This is a genomic window from uncultured Sulfitobacter sp., from assembly GCF_947497275.1.
In the GTDB taxonomy this organism is placed as follows: domain Bacteria; phylum Pseudomonadota; class Alphaproteobacteria; order Rhodobacterales; family Rhodobacteraceae; genus Sulfitobacter.
The window spans coordinates 255,288-276,966 of sequence record NZ_CANMFS010000001.1 but is presented as its reverse complement, the minus strand read 5'-3'; the positions used below and the strand labels follow the sequence as shown (position 1 = coordinate 276,966).

General features: G+C 60.7%; 20 protein-coding genes and 3 pseudogenes. 5 read left to right on the top strand and 18 right to left on the bottom strand.

What is annotated here, in order from left to right; genetic code table 11:
- Positions 1 to 3: 3 nt before the first annotated feature.
- From Q1A06_RS01300 to Q1A06_RS01275, 6 genes are read right to left on the bottom strand one after another with little or no spacing between them, the layout of a single operon-like run.
- Positions 4 to 270, bottom strand: a complete 267-nt coding sequence (locus tag Q1A06_RS01300; protein WP_299557855.1) for a DUF2484 family protein — start codon at positions 268 to 270, stop codon at positions 4 to 6.
- Positions 267 to 518: a DUF2484 family protein gene (locus Q1A06_RS01295; RefSeq protein ID WP_299557853.1), complete on the bottom strand. Its 252-nt coding sequence runs from the start codon at positions 516 to 518 to the stop codon at positions 267 to 269. Before Q1A06_RS01295 ends, Q1A06_RS01300 begins: the two co-directional genes overlap by 4 nt.
- Positions 515 to 769, bottom strand: a complete 255-nt coding sequence (locus tag Q1A06_RS01290) for a hypothetical protein (RefSeq protein WP_299557851.1) — start codon at positions 767 to 769, stop codon at positions 515 to 517. The genes Q1A06_RS01295 and Q1A06_RS01290 overlap by 4 nt, the downstream gene beginning before the upstream one ends.
- The gene (murC, locus tag Q1A06_RS01285; RefSeq protein ID WP_299557849.1) at positions 766 to 2,181 is read right to left on the bottom strand and encodes a UDP-N-acetylmuramate--L-alanine ligase; all 1,416 of its coding nucleotides are present in this window, start codon (positions 2,179 to 2,181) and stop codon (positions 766 to 768) included. The genes Q1A06_RS01290 and murC overlap by 4 nt, the downstream gene beginning before the upstream one ends.
- Complete coding sequence (murG, locus tag Q1A06_RS01280) at positions 2,178 to 3,281, bottom strand: undecaprenyldiphospho-muramoylpentapeptide beta-N-acetylglucosaminyltransferase (RefSeq protein ID WP_299557848.1); 1,104 nt, start codon at positions 3,279 to 3,281, stop codon at positions 2,178 to 2,180. The genes murC and murG overlap by 4 nt, the downstream gene beginning before the upstream one ends.
- Positions 3,278 to 4,447 (bottom strand): putative peptidoglycan glycosyltransferase FtsW, encoded by a 1,170-nt coding sequence (locus tag Q1A06_RS01275; protein ID WP_299557846.1) that lies wholly within the window; start codon positions 4,445 to 4,447, stop codon positions 3,278 to 3,280. Before Q1A06_RS01275 ends, murG begins: the two co-directional genes overlap by 4 nt.
- Positions 4,448 to 4,625: 178 nt before the next feature.
- On the opposite strand from Q1A06_RS01275, the gene Q1A06_RS01270 reads away from it, so the two are divergent.
- Positions 4,626 to 5,255: a hypothetical protein gene (locus tag Q1A06_RS01270; RefSeq protein ID WP_299557844.1), complete on the top strand. Its 630-nt coding sequence runs from the start codon at positions 4,626 to 4,628 to the stop codon at positions 5,253 to 5,255.
- Between the two features lie 91 nt (positions 5,256 to 5,346).
- Here the strand turns inward: Q1A06_RS01270 and Q1A06_RS01265 are convergent, their stop codons facing one another.
- Positions 5,347 to 5,871, bottom strand: coding sequence for a redoxin domain-containing protein (locus Q1A06_RS01265; protein WP_299557842.1), 525 nt, complete (start codon positions 5,869 to 5,871; stop codon positions 5,347 to 5,349).
- Positions 5,872 to 5,981: 110 nt separating this feature from the next.
- Here Q1A06_RS01265 and Q1A06_RS01260 point away from each other — a divergent pair, with 110 nt between their 5' ends.
- Positions 5,982 to 7,154, top strand: a complete 1,173-nt coding sequence (locus tag Q1A06_RS01260; RefSeq protein ID WP_299557840.1) for an NAD(P)/FAD-dependent oxidoreductase — start codon at positions 5,982 to 5,984, stop codon at positions 7,152 to 7,154.
- 134 nt (positions 7,155 to 7,288) lie between these two features.
- On the opposite strand, the gene murD is transcribed toward Q1A06_RS01260, so the two are convergent.
- Positions 7,289 to 8,698: a UDP-N-acetylmuramoyl-L-alanine--D-glutamate ligase gene (gene murD, locus Q1A06_RS01255; protein WP_299557838.1), complete on the bottom strand. Its 1,410-nt coding sequence runs from the start codon at positions 8,696 to 8,698 to the stop codon at positions 7,289 to 7,291.
- Positions 8,699 to 8,755: 57 nt separating this feature from the next.
- Here murD and Q1A06_RS01250 point away from each other — a divergent pair, with 57 nt between their 5' ends.
- On the top strand, positions 8,756 to 9,670 hold the full coding sequence (locus Q1A06_RS01250) for a glutaminase (RefSeq protein ID WP_299557836.1): 915 nt from the start codon (positions 8,756 to 8,758) through the stop codon (positions 9,668 to 9,670).
- Between the two features lie 9 nt (positions 9,671 to 9,679).
- On the opposite strand, the gene mraY is transcribed toward Q1A06_RS01250, so the two are convergent.
- The 9 genes and pseudogenes from mraY to Q1A06_RS01205 form a co-directional block, all read right to left on the bottom strand.
- Positions 9,680 to 10,762, bottom strand: a complete 1,083-nt coding sequence (gene mraY / locus Q1A06_RS01245; protein ID WP_299557834.1) for a phospho-N-acetylmuramoyl-pentapeptide-transferase — start codon at positions 10,760 to 10,762, stop codon at positions 9,680 to 9,682.
- Between the two features lie 60 nt (positions 10,763 to 10,822).
- Entirely contained in the window at positions 10,823 to 12,250 is a 1,428-nt protein-coding gene (gene murF, locus Q1A06_RS01240) for a UDP-N-acetylmuramoyl-tripeptide--D-alanyl-D-alanine ligase (RefSeq protein WP_299557832.1), read from the bottom strand.
- Complete coding sequence (locus Q1A06_RS01235) at positions 12,247 to 13,728, bottom strand: UDP-N-acetylmuramoyl-L-alanyl-D-glutamate--2,6-diaminopimelate ligase (RefSeq protein WP_299557830.1); 1,482 nt, start codon at positions 13,726 to 13,728, stop codon at positions 12,247 to 12,249. Before Q1A06_RS01235 ends, murF begins: the two co-directional genes overlap by 4 nt.
- Positions 13,729 to 13,743: 15 nt before the next feature.
- Positions 13,744 to 15,540 (bottom strand): penicillin-binding protein 2, encoded by a 1,797-nt coding sequence (locus tag Q1A06_RS01230; protein WP_299557829.1) that lies wholly within the window; start codon positions 15,538 to 15,540, stop codon positions 13,744 to 13,746.
- Positions 15,537 to 15,887 (bottom strand): cell division protein FtsL, encoded by a 351-nt coding sequence (locus Q1A06_RS01225; RefSeq protein WP_299557828.1) that lies wholly within the window; start codon positions 15,885 to 15,887, stop codon positions 15,537 to 15,539. The genes Q1A06_RS01230 and Q1A06_RS01225 overlap by 4 nt, the downstream gene beginning before the upstream one ends.
- Positions 15,884 to 16,870: a 16S rRNA (cytosine(1402)-N(4))-methyltransferase RsmH gene (gene rsmH, locus Q1A06_RS01220; protein WP_299557827.1), complete on the bottom strand. Its 987-nt coding sequence runs from the start codon at positions 16,868 to 16,870 to the stop codon at positions 15,884 to 15,886. Before rsmH ends, Q1A06_RS01225 begins: the two co-directional genes overlap by 4 nt.
- Positions 16,871 to 16,875: 5 nt before the next feature.
- Positions 16,876 to 17,379, bottom strand: coding sequence for a division/cell wall cluster transcriptional repressor MraZ (mraZ, locus tag Q1A06_RS01215; RefSeq protein ID WP_299557825.1), 504 nt, complete (start codon positions 17,377 to 17,379; stop codon positions 16,876 to 16,878).
- A gap of 1,024 nt (positions 17,380 to 18,403) precedes the next feature.
- Positions 18,404 to 19,019: pseudogene (locus Q1A06_RS01210) on the bottom strand (DDE-type integrase/transposase/recombinase); the annotation flags it as partial.
- 240 nt (positions 19,020 to 19,259) lie between these two features.
- Positions 19,260 to 19,439, bottom strand: a complete 180-nt coding sequence (locus Q1A06_RS01205; protein ID WP_299557823.1) for a hypothetical protein — start codon at positions 19,437 to 19,439, stop codon at positions 19,260 to 19,262.
- A gap of 100 nt (positions 19,440 to 19,539) precedes the next feature.
- Here Q1A06_RS01205 and Q1A06_RS01200 point away from each other — a divergent pair.
- Positions 19,540 to 19,914, top strand: a pseudogene (locus Q1A06_RS01200) (IS110 family transposase); the annotation flags it as partial.
- 65 nt (positions 19,915 to 19,979) lie between these two features.
- A pseudogene (locus tag Q1A06_RS01195) lies at positions 19,980 to 20,157 on the top strand (integrase core domain-containing protein); the annotation flags it as partial.
- Positions 20,158 to 20,612: 455 nt separating this feature from the next.
- Here the strand turns inward: Q1A06_RS01195 and Q1A06_RS01190 are convergent.
- The gene (locus Q1A06_RS01190) at positions 20,613 to 20,798 is read right to left on the bottom strand and encodes a hypothetical protein (RefSeq protein ID WP_299557821.1); all 186 of its coding nucleotides are present in this window, start codon (positions 20,796 to 20,798) and stop codon (positions 20,613 to 20,615) included.
- Positions 20,799 to 21,679 lie beyond the last annotated feature (881 nt).

The following is a 21,679-nucleotide window of genomic DNA, read 5'->3' as shown; positions in this document are numbered from 1 at the left end:
CGTCTATTCCGCCGCCGCGCCGCCGCGGCGGCTTCGGTCGCGTACCCAGCGCCCCAGATAGATGACCGGCCAGCGCAGCACGGAACAGCCGCCTGCGAGGACCAGCAACCCGACCCAAGGTCCGTGCTGCGTGACGACGTAGCCAACGATGGGAATACCGACCGCGATCAGGATATAGGCGTTGCGCCAGTGGTAATCGCGGCTTGGTGTCATGGCCAGCACATTGGCGACCAGCGCCCAGACGCAGGCAAGGATGAGAGAGAGGCTCATTCAGGGATCTCCGGCCGTTCCCCCCGCAACCGCGCCGCGATATAGCGCAGCGGATTGCGGAACATTGAAATAAAGGCCGCCAACGCAAGAAGCGCGTAAATCCAGCCGTATTGATAACCGAGTACCCCGATCAGGATCGGTGCGGCGACAAGCAGTGCAACACCGGGCACATACTGCCGCCGGATGGGCAGCATCGCCACGGCCACGGAGGCGAATACCCACAAGATGCAAAGCCAGATCAATGTCATGAGACGCGCTGCCCCCACAATTTCGAAAACCACAGACCGACGAGCCATCCTGCCCCCAGGGCAGCGGGCAGGGCGATCATCCCGACGGTGGCGCTGTCACCGAACGCCCCTTTGGCGCCGGGCATCATCAGCATTGGTCCCAGTATGGCCGCGTAGATCATGAACCATGCCAGCAAGATCAGCTTTGCCAGGACCTGTCGCGACATGCCCGCCACCAGCCCCGCGAGCATCGAAAACAGCGCAACCGTCATGCCGCCTGCCCCTTGAGCGCGCGCAGCGCGTCCGGCAAGCCATTGGCCCAGCCGCTGATGGTCCCCGCGCCAAGACACACCACCATATCACCGGGCCGCGCCTGTTCGATCACCAGTCTTGCCAGATCCTCGGGGCCGTCGATGCGACGGGCGTGGCGGTGGCCATGCTGGATGAGGCCCGCTACCAGCGTGTCGCGGTCGGCGCCTGCGATCGGGTCCTCGCCCGCGCCGTACACCGGTGCGATGCCGACCACGTCACAGTCATTGAAACAGGCGCAAAATTCATCGAAATGGTGATGCAGACGTGAATATCTGTGCGGCTGATGTACCGCGATCACGCGACCGGACGTGGCCTGTCGCGCGGCCTTGAGAACGGCGGAAATTTCGACCGGGTGATGTCCGTAGTCGTCGATGATCGTCACCCCGTCGACCTCACCCACGCGGGTGAAGCGGCGGTTGACGCCGCCGAACGCCTTGAGCGCTGTGCGGATCTCATCGACCTTCATGCCCAGATGCCGCGCCACCGCGACCGCCGACAGGGCGTTCGACACGTTGTGATCGCCCGGCATCGGCAGCTCGCAATCCTTGATCACGATATCCTCGGCCTGTAGATGCACGTCGAAATGCGCGACGCCGTTCTTGTAGTGCAGCCCGACGGCCCGCACATCCGCCTGCGCGTTGAAGCCATAGGTGATGACGCGGCGGTCGGTAATCTTGCCCACCAGGTTTTGCACCTCCGGGTGGTCGATGCAGCAGACCGCGACACCGTAAAAAGGGATGTTCGAGGTGAATTCCAGAAAACCACGGCGCAGGTTCTCGATGCTGCCCCAGTGATCCATATGCTCGGGGTCGATATTGGTGACGATGGCGATGGTGGCGGGCAGCCGGTTGAAGGTGCCGTCGCTCTCGTCGGCCTCGACGACCATCCATTCGCCCTCGCCCTTGCGCGCGTTGGAGCCATAGGCGTGGATGATGCCGCCGTTCACGACCGTAGGATCGAATCCGCCGCCATCCAGCAAGGCCGCAACCATCGTCGTGGTCGTGGTCTTGCCGTGGGTACCGGCGATGGCGATGTTCGATTTCAACCGCATCAGTTCCGCCAACATCTCGGCGCGGCGCACGATGGGCAGACCATTCAGGCGCGCTGCGTCCAACTCGGGATTGCCCGGTTTGATCGCCGACGAAATCACCACCACCTGTGCGGCACCGATGTTCTCGGCACGCTGGCCGTCGAATATCTTTGCCCCCAGCTTGCGCAGACGGTCTGTGATCGGCGTCGTCTTGAGGTCGGAGCCCTGCACCTGGTAGCCGTGGTTCAACAACACCTCGGCGATGCCGGACATCCCGATACCGCCGATGCCGACGAAATGGATGGGGCCCACATCCATGGGCAATTTGGTTGCGGCGTTCATGCGGCACCTTCCTTCTTTGTAATCTCTTCCACCATATCGGCCAGCGTCTCGGCCGCCTCCGGCTTTCCCAATCCTTGGGCGCTTTGCGCCATTTGCAGGGCCGCAGCCCCGTTGCCAAGGATCATTTCGATGTACTGCGTCAGATTGTCCGGGTTCGCCACGTCCTCACGGATCATGATCGCCGCTTCCGATTCGACCAGCCCGTGCGCATTCGCGACCTGATGATCGCCTGCCGCCGCCGCGTAGGGAATGAGGATCGAGGGGCGTCCGATCACTGTCAGATCCGCAATCGTCGAAGCGCCTGCGCGGCTGATGACAAGCTGCGCCTCGGACATCCGGCGTGGCACGTCGTGGAAAAACGGTTGCACATCAGCGGTTACGCCGCTTTGCGCGTAGTATTCGGAGACGCGTTCGGCATCTTCGTCGCGGGCCTGGTGGCTGACGCGGATGTTGCGCAGCATATCCATCGGCAGGGCAGCGATGGCGGGCGGCACGACATCGCTGAGGATGCGCGCCCCCTGCGAGCCCCCCATCACCAAAAGCTCCATCGGATAGTCGCCCGGCGCGATATAGCCCGATCCCGCGCGTTCCAGAACGGCCGCGCGTACCGGATTGCCAACGTGATAGCCATCGACACCCTCGGGCAGTGTCGTGGGCCAAGTGCCGCAGGCCACAATGCCGACGCGCTTGGCGAACACCTCGTTCACGCGACCCAGAACGCCGTTCTGTTCGTGGATCATCCGCGGGACGCGTAGCACCCATGCCGCCGCCAGTGCCGGGATCGACGGGTATCCGCCAAAACCCACCACAGCATCGGGGCGTTCCTTGAGCATGCGAAAGCCCGCGCGCAGTACGCCGCTCAGTAACCGAAACGGCACCAGCAGCTTTGCCAACACACCCCCGCGCGCGAAGGTGGCGCTTGAAATCTCTTCGATCTCGACCGCATCGGGAAAGCCGCCCGTATAGCGCGCGCCGCGCGCATCCGTCGACAGTTTGACCCGCCAGCCCCGCGTCAGCATCACCTCGGCCAGCGCTTGCGCGGGGAACATGTGTCCACCGGTGCCGCCCGCCGCAATGATGAGAAGCGGTGCCTTGCTCACGACCCGCGCCCCCGCGACAGCATCGCGCTGATCTCGCCTTGTGGACGGGTGCGGGTGAACGCCAGCAACATGCCAAGCGCGATGCCTGACGCGATCACGGATGAGCCGCCGTAGCTGACGAAGGGCAACGTCATGCCCTTGGCCGGCAGCAACCGGACGGCAACGCCCATATTGATCATCGCCTGAACGCCGAACATACAGGCAAGGCCGGTGCCCGCGAGCCGGATGAAAGGATCACGTTCGCGCACCAGCCGTAACAGCGACCGCACCACGATTGATGTGTAGAGCGCGATGATGCACAGCACCAACACCAGCCCGTACTCCTCTGCCGCAACGGCGATGATGAAATCGGTATGCGCATCGGGAAGCGACCATTTCACCTCGCCCTCGCCGACTCCAACCCCAAACAGACCGCCTTCGCGGATTGCGTTCGTGGCATAGCCAAGCTGCGTGGTGGGATCGACCTCGACACTGAGAAAGCCGTCGATGCGGCGCGCGAAATGTTCCGAATTGGAATAGGCCACGGTCCCTGCAAGCACAACCATGCCCGCCATGCCGACCAACAGCACCATCGGCGCGCCGGCAACGAAATACATCACACCCCAGCCAAACAGCACCAGACAGGCTTGACCGAAATCGGGCTGGAGCGCCAGCATCAGGACGATGGTGAGACACAGACCGAACGACCACGCCTTGCCCGGCGGTCCGTTGATCTCAAGGCTCGCCGCCATCATCCACGCCGCAATCACCACGAAACCGGGTTTGAGGAACTCGGACGGTTGCACGGATGCAAAGCCAAGGCTGTACCAGCGCATCGCGCCCTTGCCGAAATCGGTGCCGAAAAACGGCAGGAATATTAGCGCGACGAACGAGACGATGAAGCCGACCACTGCAAGACGCCGCACCACCGTTGGTGTCATCATCGAAGTCAACAACATCGCGATCATCGCGAGTCCGCCGAACACCGCCTGACGCTGTACATAGTGGAACGGTTCGAATCCGTTTTTCGCGGCCAGCGGCGGTGAGGCCGCAAGGCCCAGCAGAATTCCAACACCGAATAGCATCAGAATGCAGGATAACGCCCATATATCAAGCGTTCTCCACCATTTGGGAAGAATCGGTTCGCCATCCCTGACCGGGACCGCACCATAGACCATCTCTGTCATGGGGTACGCCTTACACTGCCTGTTACGCCTCCTTTGCAGAGGTCTGTTTGCGAGTATAACTCGAATTCGCCCAAGGGGCTAGTGGGTTCGGAAGCCGAGTTGACCCGGCGGCACGAATATTGCGTTCCCGTATGAAGTGTGAAATCTTCCGCCCCGTACCCAAAGAACGAGTAATATCATGGTAATATCAGACGATTGGATTTGGCTTCATTTCCCGAAAGCAGGAGGGACGACCACGGAACAAATTCTAAAAACGACCTTCAAGGATCGCCCGGATGTTCAGTTTGATAATCTTGACGATAAGACCAATCCGATCTGGCATCAATCGCTGAGCGAACGTCGACAGCACAATCAGAAAATCGTTCGGACCAATAAATTGGTATTCGCAAATATCCGCAGGCTGCCTGCATGGCTCTTGAGCCGCATCCACTTCGAAATACAGCGGCACGGCAAGCCCTCCGAAATCGCCAGAGAACAGATCATCCAAGGGCGCTTCAAAGTAATAACTTCTGCGAAATCCGACGGCATGCAAGCGCGGATCGTATCCGCCGACACGGTGATGTCGAAATTCTCAAAAGATGTCAGCCGATGGATCCGGGTCGAACGTCTTCACAAGGATCTTCAGGACGCATTCGGCATTCAGGAAAGTGAAGCGTTGTTCCGTGGGCGCAGCAATGAAACGAAGCTTGGGTACGTCAAGAATCCTCGGTTCTGGTTTACCAAGAACGAGATCCGCCTGATCTATGCCTGCAATCCCGTCTGGGCTGGAATAGAGCGAGAAGTTTACGGCGACACTCTCGCGGACTGACCGGCCATTGCCACACTATGGGCCGGTCCGATCTGTGGGGCAGGAAGGATTGCCTCCCGCCCTGCAGCATCTTTTCGCCCGTCTCTTGCCTTCAATCCTTGTGCGTGCCGCGTACGGGATAGTCGTTGTCGCGCACGAACTTCACACCGTCGAGCAGGCTTTCCAGATCTGGCCGCGCGAACGGCGCGTTCGAGATATCGAGGATCTGCACGTTCCCCTCGCCGTTGATGACGAATACCGCAGGTTCGGCAAAGGGCCGGTCGGTTTCTTTTGGGCTGCGTGGATCGGATACATACACCCCAAGTGTGTCCATTTGCGCAAGGCTCAGGTCGTATCCGACAGCAAGGCTCAATTCCGTTTCATCGGCAAAGGCCTGCGCCTTTTCCTGTGGGTCGGCGGACACCGTCACCACATCGACGCCGATTTCGTTGAATTTCTCTTCCAGCGGCTTCAGCGCCTTGAGGTATTTCTTGCAGATCGGGCAGTGCAGACCGCGGTAGACCACGACCAGTTGCCAATCGTGCCCGTCGCGCGGCGTACCGAGAGTCAGCGTACCGCCGCCCAACAGGGCGACGTCTGTTTTCGGAAAGCTCTGTCCTGCAGTGAGGTAAGACATGTTTATCTCCTTTTCCATTCTGTTTGCATACAGCTAGGCCTGCGCGGACGGCGGCACAACAGTCCTCACAAACGCTTGACCCTGCTGCAATCATCGGGCACGCCGTGTCGATGGATTTTGACACGGCAATCATCGGTGCAGGGGCCGCCGGCATGATGTGCGCAGCGCATCTCGGGGGCCGCACGCTGATCGTGGATCATGCCAAAGCGCCGGGGGAGAAGATCCGCATTTCGGGCGGTGGTCGGTGCAATTTTACCAACATGTACTGCACGCCTGAGGCCTTCATCTGCACCAACCCGCACTTCGCCAAGTCGGCTTTGGCGCGCTATACCCAGTGGGATTTTATCGCCCTCGTCGGTGCGCATGGCATCGCGTGGCACGAGAAAACGCTCGGCCAGCTTTTTTGCGACGGCAGCGCCAGGGACATCGTGGCGATGCTGCGCGGCATGATGACGGAACGGGGCGTCGATCTGCGGCTGCAAAGCAGCATCGACGGGATCAATAAATGCGGTAGCGGCTACCGGTTTGACCTGCACACACCGGATCGCACACATGCGGTCACAGCGCGTAATCTTGTCATTGCGACCGGCGGCAAATCCATTCCCAAGATGGGCGCGACCGGGTTTGCATATGACATCGCGCGCCAATTCGGGCTGCCGGTGGTGCCCACACGCCCCGGGCTGGTGCCTTTCACCTTCGCCGAAGGCCGGTTTTCCGCGATCTCCGGAACAGCCACTCCGGCGCGGGTCTCCGCCGGTGGGACGACATTCGACGAAGCCCTGTTGTTCACCCATCGTGGCCTGTCCGGTCCGGCGATCCTGCAGGCGTCTTCCTACTGGCACGAAGGAGAGCCGATCCGGGTGGATCTGGTGCCCGACCAAATGCTGCACGCACTCCGGACACAGCGCAGCGCGGGAGGCCGGCGCAATTTCACGACCGAGCTTGCACGCCACCTGCCCGCGCGGTTGGTCGATAATCTGGCCGGGGTCTTCGATCTTTCGGGCAACCTCGCGGATTGGTCAGATCGCAGGCTCGACGCCCTCGTAGCGGATTTGCAATGCTGGGAACTGCACCCCTCCGGTACCGAAGGCTACCGCACCGCCGAGGTAACGCTGGGCGGGGTCGATACCGATGCCCTGTCATCGAAAACGATGGCGAGCAAGGAGCATTCAGATCTGTACTTCATCGGTGAGGCCGTTGATGTCACCGGATGGCTCGGAGGTTATAACTTTCAATGGGCATGGTCGTCCGCGATGGCTGCGGCAGAAGCGATAAATAACTGAGCCAAGGGGATCCCTTCATGCGCCTGAAGCGCATACGCGCATCCAGACGCTGACGCTCGGATCGCAGCATTGCACCCACACACGATTGCCGGAAAACGGAGCCGCGCGCGTCGATGCGGGGCCAGCAATCGCCATTATTGATCGTACGTATCCAGCACGCTCTTCACGCAGGCGATGAAATCGTCGCCTCGCCGCTCGAAGCTATCGTATTGGTCAAAACTGGCAGCGGCGGGCGCAAGTAGAACGACATCCCCTTCCTCGGCGTCGGCAGTCGCGCGCGCAACCGCCTGTGCCATCGTGGTGCATACCTCGGCCTCGACGTTCAGTTGCAGCGCAAAGGCAGCCGCATCCCGCCCGATCACATAGGCCTTTCGGACCGAGGCGGACGCGTCTTCAAGTCCGGACAACCCGCCTTCTTTTTCAAGCCCGCCACAAATCCACCTGATATTTCGGAACGCGGCCAGTGCCTTGGCGGCGGAATCTACATTGGTGGCCTTGCTGTCGTTCACGAACCGCACGCCGCCCGCTTCGGCAACGGTCTGGCTGCGGTGCGGCAAGCCGGTGAAACTGTGAAAAGCCTGTTCGATCACACGCGGCGCGATGCCGATTGCACGGCACGCGGCGTAGGCGCAACACGCGTTTTGGTGGTTATGTGCACCGGGCAAGCCCATAACACCGCGCAAATCAATCGAAGCGACCTGTTTACCGTTGCGCATTTCGCTTAGAAACCCCTTGCGCGCATGAACTTGCCAGCCCGGCCCGGAAAGCTTGCGCGCCACGCTCACCCGGATCACCCGATCATCGGCGCGGCCTTCAGCAAGTTGCCCAGCCAGATACGCGCCCTCGGCTTCATCAACTCCGATGACGGCCCGGTCCGGTCCGCCTTCGGCGAACAGGCGTCGTTTGGCCGCGAAATATCCCCCCATGCCCGCGTGCCGGTCCAGATGGTCGGGGCTGAGATTGGTGAACACCGCAACGTCGGGGGTGAGGTTGCGGGCCAGATCCGTTTGATAGCTCGACAGTTCCAGCACTACGACCCCACCCGAAGGCGCCGGTTCGATGTCCAGAACGCCGCGCCCGATATTGCCCGCAAGCTGAGAGTTGCGTCCCACATGTTCGAGGATGTGGTGGATCAACGCGCAGGTCGTGGATTTGCCGTTCGATCCGGTGACCGCAATGATGCGCGGGGCGACGTCGAAGGTTTGCCATTCATCGGTGGCGAAGCTCTGGAAGAACAGGCCGATGTCATTATCCACCGGCACACCCGCCTCGAGTGCTGCGGCAACGACGGGGTTGGGCGTCGGATAGAGATGCGGGATGCCGGGGCTGACGATCAGGCGCGCGATATCGTCAAAGGCTCCCTCGCGCAGGAGCGGCGCACAGTCGAACCCTTCGGCCTCCGCGGCCTCGCGCGCAGTCGGATTGTCATCCCAGCATACCGGCGTGGCACCGCCCGCCCGCAATGCGCGCGCCGCCGACAGACCCGACCGACCGAGACCTAAAACGGCGACGCGCGCGCCCGACAGTCCCTGAACTGGTATCATCGCGCATCTCCTGCTAGCGAGGGCTGAATTCAAATGACCCCTGACGTCAGAGGCCCCATGTCCGCTCCCTTGCCAGAAATTCTGCATCAACTCAACGCAGACATGCGCGAAGATCCTGACTGGGGCGCGGTTGCGGCCTATATTCCCGAACTGGGCCGGATTGACCCCGCGCAATTCGGCATCGCCGTCGCGACCGCAGACGGCGCATTGCACGCGGCGGGAGACGCCGACACGGCTTTTTCGGTGCAATCCATCACCAAGGTCTTCACTCTGGCCATTGCGCTGGGCCGGGCGGGCGATCACCTGTGGAAGCGCGTTGGACGCGAGCCCTCCGGACGCGCCTTCAACTCGATCGTGCAGCTTGAGGCCGAAGGCGGTCGTCCCCGCAATCCGTTCATCAACGCCGGTGCCATCGTGGTCACCGATCAGGTCCTCACCGGTTGTGAGCCGCGCGAAACACTGGGCGAAATCATGCAATTCGTGCGCACGGCGGCCAGCGATGACAACATCCACATCAACGAGACGGTCGCCACGTCCGAGAACGTCCACGGACACCGCAATTACGCGCTTGCGCATTTCCTCGCATCCACAGGCAATCTGAACAACTCTCCCGAAAAGACCCTTGGCACCTATTTTCACCACTGCGCGATAGAGATGTCGGTCAAGCAGCTTGCCATGGCGGGCCGCTTCCTGATTGACAGCCCGCAACTGCCCCGCATGATTCTGACGCAGCGGATTCGCCGTCTTAATGCGCTCATGATGACCTGCGGTCACTACGACGGGTCGGGCGATTTCGCCTACCGCGTCGGCATCCCCGCAAAATCGGGCGTCGGCGGCGGCATCCTGGCCGTCGTTCCGGGCGTGGCCAGCGTTGCGGTCTGGTCCCCGGGGTTGAACCGCTATGGCAACTCGCTCAAGGGCACCGAAGCGATGGCACGGCTGGCGCGCATCATGGGCTGGTCGGTGTTCTGAGCGCGGCGCCTAACGGACCTTCAGCGTCGCCAGACCAATCAGCGCAAGAATCAGCGAGATGATCCAGAATCGGATCACGATTTGCGGCTCGGCCCAGCCCTTCTTTTCGTAGTGGTGGTGGATCGGGGCCATCAGGAACACCCGCTTGCCGGTGCGTTTGAAATAGATCACCTGAACGATCACGCTCAGTGCTTCGGCCACGAACAGACCGCCCACGACCGCCAGTACCAACTCGTGCTTCGTCGCAACCGCGATGGCCCCCAACGCACCGCCCAGCGCAAGGCTGCCGGTGTCGCCCATGAACACCGCCGCCGGCGGAGCGTTGTACCACAGAAACCCTAGCCCGCCGCCAAACAATCCGGCGGTGAAGATCAGGATCTCACCGGTACCGGGCACATAATGCACGTCGAGATAGTCGGTGAAGTCGACGCGGCCTACAGCATATGCAATCACGCCCAATGTGCCGGCGGCAATCATCACCGGCATGATGGCAAGCCCGTCGAGGCCATCCGTCAGATTGACCGCATTCGCAGATCCGACAATGACAATAATAGAAAACGGTACAAACAGCACGCCAAGGTTGATCAGCGTGTCCTTGAAGACCGGCAGCGCCAACTGGTATTGAAGCGCCTCAGGGTGGTATTGCGCCGCCCAGAACCCGGCAATGCCGGAGATTGCGAACCCCAGCAGCAGCCGGACCTTGCCCGACACCCCGGTGACCGTCTGTTTGCTTACCTTCGCATAATCGTCCGCGAACCCAATGGCGGCATAGCTCATCGTAACAAAAAGCACGATCCAGACGAAGGGATTGTCGAGCCGCGCCCAAAGCAGCGTCGACGTCAGCAATGCCCCAACGATAAGAAGGCCGCCCATCGTCGGTGTGCCTGCCTTGGCAAAATGTCCCTCCGGTCCATCGTCGCGGATCGGCTGTCCCTTGCCCTGGCGACGCCGCAGCACGTCGATGAGTGGCTTGCCGAACAGAAACCCGAAGACCAGCGCCGTCAGGAACGCACCGCCTGCCCGAAAGGTGATGTAGCGAAAAAGATTAAAGAAATCACCACCATCGGAGAGCAGCGTCAGCCAGTAGAGCATAGGTCGTCCTTACCAAGTACGTGGGCAGGCCCCCCACTGCATCCCCCTTGTCAGGGAATTTTACGTCTGCGCAACCGGATGGCCCATTTTGCGGATGGCGTCAACGATCTGCCCGAGCTTCATGCTCAGAGAGCCTTTAACGAGCACGACGTCACCCGCGTCGAGCTTCTGGCCAAGGTCATCGATCATCTCTTCTGCGGTCTCATAGCACTTACCACGTTGCTGTTCGGGCAGCAGGTCGTGGAGCGATCGCATCAGCGGTCCGACGCAATGGACGACATCCAGCTTTTGCGTTGCCTCCAGATGCGCAAGCCCGGCGTGCAGGGCGACCGCATCCGGGCCCAGCTCTTTCATATCGCCGAGAATCGCGATCCGGCGGCCCTTGCCGATCCGGCCAACACCGTCGATGACCTGCGCTGCGGCCAACACCTCCAGCGATGCCGCCATCGATGTGGGATTGGCGTTATAGCTGTCGTCGATAAGATCAAGCTGTATCGACGTCTCGACTTCGTCGAGCTGTATCGTCTCGCGCACACCGCGCCCCTTGTAGGGTGCCCAGCGCCCCAAAGCGATGATCGCGCGCGCGATGTCGCCGCCGACGGCGGCAACCACCGCCAACGCGCCCAGACCGTTCATCGCAAAATGCCGCCCCGGCGTCGACAGCTTGAACAAAAGCGGCGTTTCATCGGTTTCGGCTTGTACAACCGTGGCATCGCCCTGAATGCTGACGTCCTTCAGCCTGTAGTCAAAGCCGTGCACGCCGAAGGCGATGCCATTGAGCCGCTTGTCGATTGTCTTGGCCGCGAGTATGGCCGACGTCTCGAGATCGGCGTTATACACAGCCGCACCGCCAATCGGCAGGCTGTCAAAAACGCTCGCCTTTTCGATGGCGATGCCGGTGATGTCGTCGAACGCTTCGAGATGTGCCGGCGCGACTGTAGTGATCAGCGCCGCATGTGGTCTTGTCAGCGCGCTCAGTGGCGCGATTTCACCGGGATGGTTCATGCCGATCTCGATGATCGCGAATTCGGTGTCGGCAGGCATCCGCGCGAGCGTCAGCGGCACCCCCCAGTGATTGTTGTAGCTGTCGACGGACGCATGCGTGCGCCCCTGATCCGCCAGCATCGTCAGCAGCATTTCCTTGGTCGATGTCTTGCCTACCGATCCGGTGATCGCGATCACCTTGGCCTGAGTGCGCGCGCGCGCCGCAGCGCCTAACCGCTGCAGCCCTTCAAGCACGTCCTCGACAACAAGCAGCGGCGCATCCGCAGCCACACCGTCGGGGACGTGCGAAACAAGGGCCGCGCCAGCCCCTTTTCCCAGCGCCTGCGCGACGAATTCATGCCCGTCGCGTGCGGCGTGCAAGGCCACGAACAGATCACCGGGTGCAAGGGTGCGTGTGTCGATCGACACGCCGTCGCAGGACCACTCTCCGACCGCACGGCCACCCGTGGCCGCCGCTGCCTCTGCTGCTGTCCACAAGCTCATGCCAGCCTCCCGTCCAGAGCGGCCACGGCAACGCTGGCCTGCTCCACATCATCGAACGGCAATACGTCGTCGCCGACGGTCTGCCCTGTTTCGTGCCCCTTGCCCGCGATCAGCAACGCATCGCCAGGCTCCAACACATCGACGCCGCGCAGGATCGCCTCGGCGCGGTCGCCCACCTCGGTCGCCTCCGGCGCGCCCGCCAGTACCGCGGCGCGGATCGCGGCCGGGTCTTCGCTACGCGGGTTGTCGTCGGTGACGAACACCACATCGGCCTGCGCCGCTGCCGCCGCGCCCATCATCGGGCGCTTAGCGGTGTCGCGGTCCCCGCCCGCGCCGATGATGGCGACCAGACGTCCCATCACATGCGGGCGCATCGCGGCAAGCGCCGTTGCCACCGCATCGGGAGTGTGCGCGTAATCGACGAACACCGCCGCACCATTGTCGCGTGTCGCCGCAAGCTGCATTCGGCCGCGCACCGTCGTCAGGTGTGGCAGCGTGTCGAACACCTCCGCAGGATCGCCACCACAGGCGATCACGAGACCGGCAGCCAGCAAGACATTCTCCGCCTGAAATCCACCGATGAGGTCCAGCCGCTTTTGATAGCTTTTGCCGCGCCAGACAAATCGCAGGTCCTGTCCTGTGCTGTCGAACCGCTGCGCCGTCAGATGCAGATCGCCTCCGTCGCGCCCCACGGTGATCACGTCGCAGCCACGCGCGCTGGCGATTGCGGCCATGTCCACGCCCTTGGGGTCGTCTATGTTGATCACAGCGGTCCCGTCGTCAGGCAACACCCGAGAGAACAGCCCCGCCTTCGCGTCGAAATACGCCTCGAACGTGTGGTGATAATCCAGATGGTCCTGCGAGAAGTTGGTGAAACCTGCCGCCGTCAGCGTCACACCGTCCAACCGGCGCTGGTCCAGCCCGTGCGAGGACGCCTCCATCGCGGCATGGGTGATGCCCGCCGCCGCCGCGTCCGCGAGCGTACGGTGCAAAGTGATCGGCTCGGGCGTTGTGTGTGCCAGGGGAGCGGCCCATGCGCCTTCAACGCCGGTGGTCCCGAGATTGACGGCGGCGATCCCCATTTCGATCCAGATCTGGCGCACGAAGGTCGAAACGGAGGTTTTCCCGTTGGTACCCGTCACCGCGACCATCGTTTGGGGCTGTGCGCCCGACCACAAGGCCGCCGCCCGCGCCAGCGCCTCGCGCGGCGCATCGCTGATGATCAGGGCAACATCGACCTCGGCGATGACGTCCGCCGCAATTCGTGCGCCCTCGGCATCGGTCAGCACCGCGGCCGCGCCTTGTCTGAGCGCATATTGTATGAACTCACCGCCATGCACCCGCGATCCCGGCATCGCGGCAAACAGGAACCCGTCCTTGACCGCCGTGCTGTCCACGGCGATGCCAGTCACTTGGGCGGTTTTGCCGCCCCGCGCGGTCAGGCCGAGCGAGGAAAGCGGTTTGGCCTGAACGGTCATGGAGTTGCTCTTGATCTAGTTGCTGCTGGTGAGCGTTATACCAGCGAGCGGAGCGGGTTCAATGGCCGGACGCATCCCCAAAAGCGGCGCGACACGGCGTACCATTTCCGCCGCGATCGGCACGGCGGTCCAGCCTGCCGTGCGGCGCGGTTTGTCCGAAGATGTCTCCACCGGCTCATCCAGCGTGACCACGAGCACATAGCGCGGGTCGTGCGCGGGGAACATCGAGGCGAAGGTGGTGATGGTCTTGTCCTTGTAGTAGCCGCCGCCGCGCGGGTTAGGCTTGTCCGCCGTTCCGGTCTTGCCCGCGATGAAATACCCCGGCACCTCGGCAAAGCTCGCCGTGCCGTCATCTCCGACAACGACATCCCGCAGCATCGCGCGGGCCGCCGCGGCGACGTCCTCGCGCATCACCCGCGCGCCCATCTGCGGGCCGCTTTGCTTTACCAGTGTGGGTTTTACCACACGGCCCCCGTTGGCGATCGCCGCATAGGCCGCCGCAAGATGCATGGCGGTCGTCGACAAACCGTGGCCGTAGGAGATGGTCACCGCTGACAGGTCGGTATACTTAGACGGCAGCAACGGCTTGCCACCCGACGCTTCGACAATCTCGAAAGGGGTCTTGTCGAAAAGTCCAAGACTGCGCAAAAACTCCTGCTGGCGTTCCTTGCCGATCATCAGGGCAAGCCGTCCTGTGCCACGGTTCGAGGATTTCTCGATGATCTGTGACACGCTCAGGGTACCGTAGTTCTTGTTGCGGAACTCGCCGATCCTGTGCCCACCGACCTTCATCGGACCGGCGGTATCGATCATCGTGTTCGCATTGACCAGACCCAACTCCATCGCCTGCGCCGCCGCAAAGATCTTGAAGGTCGAGCCAAGCTCGTACACCCCTTGCACCGAGCGGTTGAACAGAGGGCTGTCCGAGGGATCGCCCTGTACCGCCGGACGTGGCCGGTTGTTGGGGTTGAATGCCGGCAGCGACGTCACGCTGATTACCTCGCCGGTGTGCACGTCCATCAAGATGGACGTGGCACCCTTGGCGTTCATCAGCTTCATGCCGCCGTTCAGCACCCGCTCGGACGCCGCTTGCACCGACAGATCAAGGCTCAGCTCAAGCGGCTTGCCCGCGTTCGCGGGATCGCTGAGATAGTCGTCGAAATACTTCTCCACGCCCGCGACGCCGATCACCTCTGCCGCCCGCACGCCTTCACGGCCAAAACTCGCGCCGCCCATGATATGCGCGGCCAACTCACCGTTGGGGTACAGACGCATGTCGCGCGGTGCGAACAACAGCCCCGGATCGCCGATGTCATGCACCGCCTGCATCTGCTCGGCGCTGATTTTCTTCTTCACCCACAGGAATTTGCGCTTGCCGGTAAAATCCTTGATCAACCGCTCGGCATCCAGAGCGGGGAAAATTTCAACCAGCTTGCCCACCGCCCCTTCGGGGTCGATCAGATGCGGCGGCTGGGCATAAAGCGCGTGGGTGTCGAAATTCGTCGCCAGAATGCTGCCGTTGCGGTCCACGATGTCGGCACGGGTGTTGGAGATGATCGAGCCCGGCGCCTGTGCGCGCGGCTCCATCGGTTCAGACACTGCCAAAAGGCCCATGCGCGCACCGACCACGGCGAACGCACAGAAGAAGAACACGCCCAAAACCAACAGGCGCCCCTCGGCGCGGTTGCGGTCGCGGTCGCGCATCTGCTCGTGGCGGATGCGGCGGTTCTCGTTCTCGATGGCGTCGGGGTTCTCGCCCTTGGCGCGGGCGTCGAGGATGCGCGCCAGCGGGCGCAGCGGCGTGCGGATCATAGCGGATCCTCCGCGTTCATCGTCGAGACATCGACAGGGTTCGTGATTGGCAGCAAATCAGGTTGCGGATAGGCAATCTCATCGACCTGCCCGAACTGGTCGGGATGCAACGGCAACAGCTGCAACCGGTCGAAATTGATCTGGGCCAGATCGCGCAGGCGGTCGGGCCGGTTCTGGAACGCCCATTCCGCGCGCAGCACCGCCAAACGCGCGTGTGCCGTGCGGATTTCGCTGTGCAGCCTATCGGTCTGGCTCAGCGCGGCCTGCGTCGCGTAATTTTCGCGGTAGGCCCAGAAGGCAAGACCGATCACACCAAGCGCCGTCAGCACGTAAAGCACAGATTTCATTTCTTCTTCCCCCTCAACATCGGCATCCCGATCGCCTTGCCCTCGATGGTGCCAGCAGGCGCATCGGTGCGTACAGCGATCCGCAGTTTGGCGGAGCGCGCGCGCGGATTTTCGGCAAGCTCTTGCGCGTCGGGGCCGATGGCCTTGCGTGATTTTATTTCGAATTGCGGCGCGTCCTGTTCGATCTGCGGCGCAAAGCGGTTGGCATTGCCGCCCGCCCCTGCCCGCGCCGTCAGGAACCGTTTGACCATGCGGTCCTCAACCGAGTGAAACGTAACGACAGCCAGCTTGCCGCCGGGCCTGAGCGCGCGTTCCGCCGCCATCAGTCCCTCGAACAGTTCGCCGTACTCGTCATTCACAGCGATGCGCAGAGCCTGAAAGCTGCGTGTTGCCGGATGGCTCTGGCCGGGTTTTGATCGCGGAAGACAGCTTTCGACCAGCCCCGCCAGTTCGAGCGTGCGGGTGATGGGCGCCTCGGCACGCGCACGCACGATCGCCTTGGCGATGCGGCGGCTGGCGCGTTCTTCGCCATAGAGAAAGAGGATGTTGGCGATTTCCTCTTCCCCGGCTTCATTGACCAGATCCGCCGCCGACGGGCCGTCTTGCGACATGCGCATGTCGAGTGGCCCATCGCGCATGAACGAAAACCCCCGCTCCGCCAGATCGAGTTGCATCGAGGACACCCCCAGATCGAGCACGATGCCGTCGAGATCCGTGGCGTAGGTATCCATTTTAGAGAAAACGCCCTGCTGCATGACGATCCGGTCGCCGTAATCACCGGCCCAGGGTGCCGCCATCTGGTGCGCCATCGGGTCACGGTCCACGGCGATCACCCGTTCCGCGCCCGCCTCGAGCAAGCCGCGCGTATAGCCGCCCGCACCAAACGTGCCGTCGAGCCAGGTGCCAGCCACAGGTGCGACTGCGGCCAACAGGGGGCGCAGCAGAACCGGGATATGTGGATCGGAGGTCTCGGTGGCAGCCATGACCCTTATACCTCCGGTTGCCTGTCGAGGAATTCCAGCGGATCGAAGTCTTCGGGTAGTTGCTCCAGCCACTCTTCCTCGCGGGCCTTCTCTTCGGTCTCGTAAGTTTCCGGCTTCCAGATCTGGAAAGTGTCGCCCGCGGACATGAAGAAGGCCTCGCCTTCGAGGTCGATCTTGTTGCGCAGCTTGGCGGGCAGGACCAGACGTCCGGTTTCATCGACAGTCGTCGGGTGCGACTGGCCATGAAACAGGCGTTGCAGCATCTTGCGCTCCATCGAGCCGCGCGGCAGGGCGTCGATCTTGTCGTCGACCTCGTCGATCGCGGCCATGGTATAGCACTCAAGGTAGTTGCGGCGGTGATCGCCGTAGACGATCACGAGCTCGGGTGTGCCACCGTTCTGCCAGTTGGGGTCGTTGGCCTCCAGCACACGGCGAAAAGAGGCCGGGATAGACACCCGCCCCTTCGCATCGACCTTGTGCTGGCTTTCGCCTCTGAACCGTCGGCTCACTGTATCTGTCCCTGCCTGCGTCCTTGCGAACCTGTTCCCCGGATGTAGAAAGGGCGGATTGATCTGCTGCCACTGATCAACCCGCCACTCTCGTCCCGCCTTGCGGGTAAGTCCGACTGCGCGCGCCACCTGGGGGGATGTCTGCTCGCCCGCGCACCGGATCTCCTGGTCTGATGAAAGCGAGGTGCCTGTATGAAACCTGCTAGAGTTTATTGTTGCGTGGGGTCGTTTGGTGCCCCGTGTCTCGTCTCATCCGATGCACTAGGGATGCCATGGGAATTCATGGGCGTCTACATTTATTTTGCCAATCCACTACATGATCTTGTTCTGCACAGGAGCCGGAAACAAGATTTAGTAGCGTCAGATCGGCAAGAATTAGCTCAAATAGTAGAGTTTCCTACGATATGGACTATATGTAGTGAAGAATTTCACCGAGCATAATGTCCCACGAAATCCCAAATATATTCACACACAGAGTTATCCACAATGAGTATTCGTTGTTTGTTCCGCCACAAAACTGGAAATCCGGCAACCAAGCCGACGCCAGGGAGGGAATCGGCCGCCACATGAGGACAGATTCGGGCGCCTCCCGGTGCCTGGGCGTCCACATCATGATTTGCCATGGACGATCCCGCGCCCGGTCCCATCGTTTCCCATACAATCCTGTCACAGTTGTAGTATTGTAGCGTGACATCGAATCTTGCAGCGAATTACAGAGAGTCTTGCAGCAAATGTTTTTGCCCTTCCAATTCACCTATCTACAACAGCGTCCATCGACCTCACCCGTTCGTCCGATCCGGCATCTGGCGAGCTGCGTACATGCGGACCAACGACCGCCCGACCGCCTCGCCGTAAGCCTCTAGGTCATCTGCCATGTCGATGCGCGCCGGCCCCTGTTCTGGGCAAACGTCGCGTCCATCGCGTCAATAAAGAGCGAGACGCATCACTCTCGGATTGATCGTACACTTCGGCATTCCAGTAGTAGTGACCGCCCGTCCGGTTACGCTCGTGGAAGTCGGCACCGGACAGCCTCGTCCCGTCCGAAGGATACATCGGCGTGTGTGACGTTGCTGATGTTCTGGTGGTAGTGCTGGTGGTTGTAATGATGGACGAAGGCTTCGACCTGGGCTTCTAGATCGCGTGGCAGGAAGTAGTTTTCCAGCAGGATGCGGTTCTTCACGGCTTGATGCCAGCGTTCGATTTTTCATTCGGCCAGATCGCCAGAGATGTAGCAGGCCCCATTATCGCTCAGCAGACGCGGTTTGTGCCGAACGACCGCCTGTCTCGCATCCTGATGCAGCCACAGCCAGTTCGATGGTGTCGGTCACGCCCTCAGCACGCATGTTTGTGCAGAACTTCCAGGCAACGATGTAGCGGCTATAATCGTCCAAAATCGTGCCGAAATAACACCACCCCCAGCCGGTAATCTTGAAGTAGGTGAAGTCGGTGCCACATCTCGGTGATAGCTGTGGTTCTATCAGTGAATTCATCAGCGGCCTTGATCACAACATAATCCGGGGCCGTGATCAGATCAGCATCCTTCAGGATACGGTAAGCTGATGATTCAGAGGCAAAATACTTCATTTATCGGCGTATTTGGTGGCCAGCTCACGTGTCGACAACGCCTCGTGCTCCAAGGCGCACTGCTTTCCAACAGACAGGCCCGGCAGGTTCGGCTCAATCATCTTGCGCCTCACTTGCCGGCCCAGGGTTTGAGCTTTCTGGCCAAAAGATCGTTGACGACGGCCAGCTCCCCAGCCTTACCTCTCACACATGCAAGCATGTGGTGCCGGTCAGCTGGACGTGCAGGCCCTTGACCTGTTCCTCGTTTATCTCGGGGGGCTTTTCGGCCGCCCCGCTCGAACACACCTGGCGCATTTTCAAGCAAAGCTCATTTCCATTGATAAATCATTGTCGCCTCTCACATGCTCTGCATGTGCTGCCGGTAATAGATGCACCCCGAACCGACCGGCCTGCTCGCTGACTGTCTGCTCACCCTTCAACGCTTCCAACGCGACCCTGGCCTTGGACTCCGGATGAAGCTGTCTCTGTTTCGACATCTCTGATTCCCGTTTTATTGAAGACCAGCAGACAGCAAGCCGCAGCTTACGTCAGTGTCCAAATGTCGGGGGGTTGCTCAACTTGGGATCGTGAACAGAAGCCTACAAGTTCGCGCTCAAATTGCTGGCACTTCGTTGTCTCGAGCTGCATGATGAAGTCGCGAACCTTGCCGATATGACCGAGGCAATAGTCAAAGAGCGGGCTGCACGTAACGGCGTCGGCCTGAACAGCGCGGCCCAGTTGTTGCCTATTGCAGGCCACAATCCTGAGTCAACAGCGCGCTCCACACCATCGCGATCGGAAGGTTGCGGATTGATCCGAAGATCCGAGAGTATGTTGCACGCCCGCCGGGTAGGCCATGGTCATTCCAAACTCGAGGCAATCCGCTGCCTGAAACGATACATAGCCCGAGAAGTTTTCAACATCATTTCACGGCGCCACAAACAGATAAATCAGGCCCATGTCGCGGCTTGACACTTAGCAGGGCGTCCAAGGCAGCCAGTTTACCAGTAGTGTGTGTGGATCATCGTGCTGACGATGCAAAAATCAAAATCAGCATGGATGGTGAAGGCGCTTGGCGCGACAATGGGATGATGAGTGGATTTGGCGATCACTGAAATACAAAGCGTCTATCTGAACGCGTTTGAGACGGGTTCAGGGATGCGAGCTGGTATCAATAGATGGCTAACCTGCTACAACTCTGATCGGCCCCATTCGACGCACGGTATATTGACCCCCTGATAACCATGCCAGCAAAACAGAACCAATGAGATTAGCAGCGTGACTGAAAACCTGATTCACCTTGATAACGCTGCAAACTGGTCGAAAAAGCAGGACCACCTTTTTCAGCTTTTGTCTGTGGCTGAAATCCTTTCTGCCACGCGACCGGGAAAAAAACATGGGTGACCCTTCTCCTGCCTCTACTGCGAAACATCCACTATATCCGTCACAACTCCAATAGCTGCCCTGAGCGCGTTGAAAGTAACGCTTTTCGGCGCCTACTCTCATTTATCTCGTTACTGCAGGGTTTTGGATTAGCTTTCAGTTTTCAGGTTAAGTGCAGGTTTTTTGGAGGCGCGTTCGACCTGGCCTTCCAAACCGCTTTTTAGAGGCCGTGCTGATCCGATCGGAGAACAGGTTGGCGTTCTGGATTAAGGTGCCAGTCGGCCGGGTCAGCTGGGAGGGTCAGTGTTGAACAGTCCGACCATGCCCAACAGGTCGCGCGCGAGCCGCATCACTTCCCATTGTCGGGCGACAAAGCCGGCTTCAAACGTGTCAAGGTCGGTCGCCTCCGACGCCACAAGCGTGCGCCCGTCGAAGTTCTTGAGGCGATCTGTCGCTGAGGATCTCACCGTCATCACGGATGACCGGCGCGGTTCTGGATCAGACCCGCCGAGCGGATGACATGTCCAGCGTCGAGCCAAATCACCTTGCCGGGAACGCCACCACATACACGTCTTCGAAGGTCGTCTGGATACGACAAATGGAGTTCACGTCAGGTAATTTGAGGGCAGAATACTCGTAAAAGGCGGACATTTATGCATCTCCGACTGTGCTATAGATGATGCGAACTGGGCGAACGCATGGGCGATGGGCCCAAGGATCTCGATGTTCGCGCGCGGGACGATTCGATGCCGGTGACGCTTTCGAACAGCACGCCGCGCGCGCCGACACTGCCCGCGTAGCCTTCAAACAGGCCGTCGAGGTATTCGGTGATCCTAGTGAGACCGATGCTCTGGCTGGTCCGATGCGGGAACTCGCGGTACATCCAGCAGTGCATCTCATTTTCCGAGTACTGCCGGACCGCAGTCAGCCAGATAGTCAATGCAATCTGCGCCGCAAATTGATCGCATAAAGATATGATCCCCAAGGATCGGGTGCCAGTTCACAGCCCCGCGACCGGCTCGATCACGGCGCAAATAGGCACTTAGAAGTGACCTTCGAACGCCCTATAAGAGAGATTCGATTTCTGCGTGAAACTGAGATCACTTCTATCGCTTAAAGACCGAAATATTGCAAAAGTTGCGCTAATTCGCTTAAACTGCAACACGTCCGTTTTTCTCACCTGCCGTCCTCGTCGTCCGAAACGCTCTACATAAAGGCGATTTGCCGGTTCTTACCGGCTAATCCCGCATAATGCCGTTACTGTAAGGCTCAATTCTCACTTACATTCCACGCAATGGTCCGCTCGCGGCTTGATTTCGCACCTAGCACCCTTCAAAACTGGCTGAACCTGGAT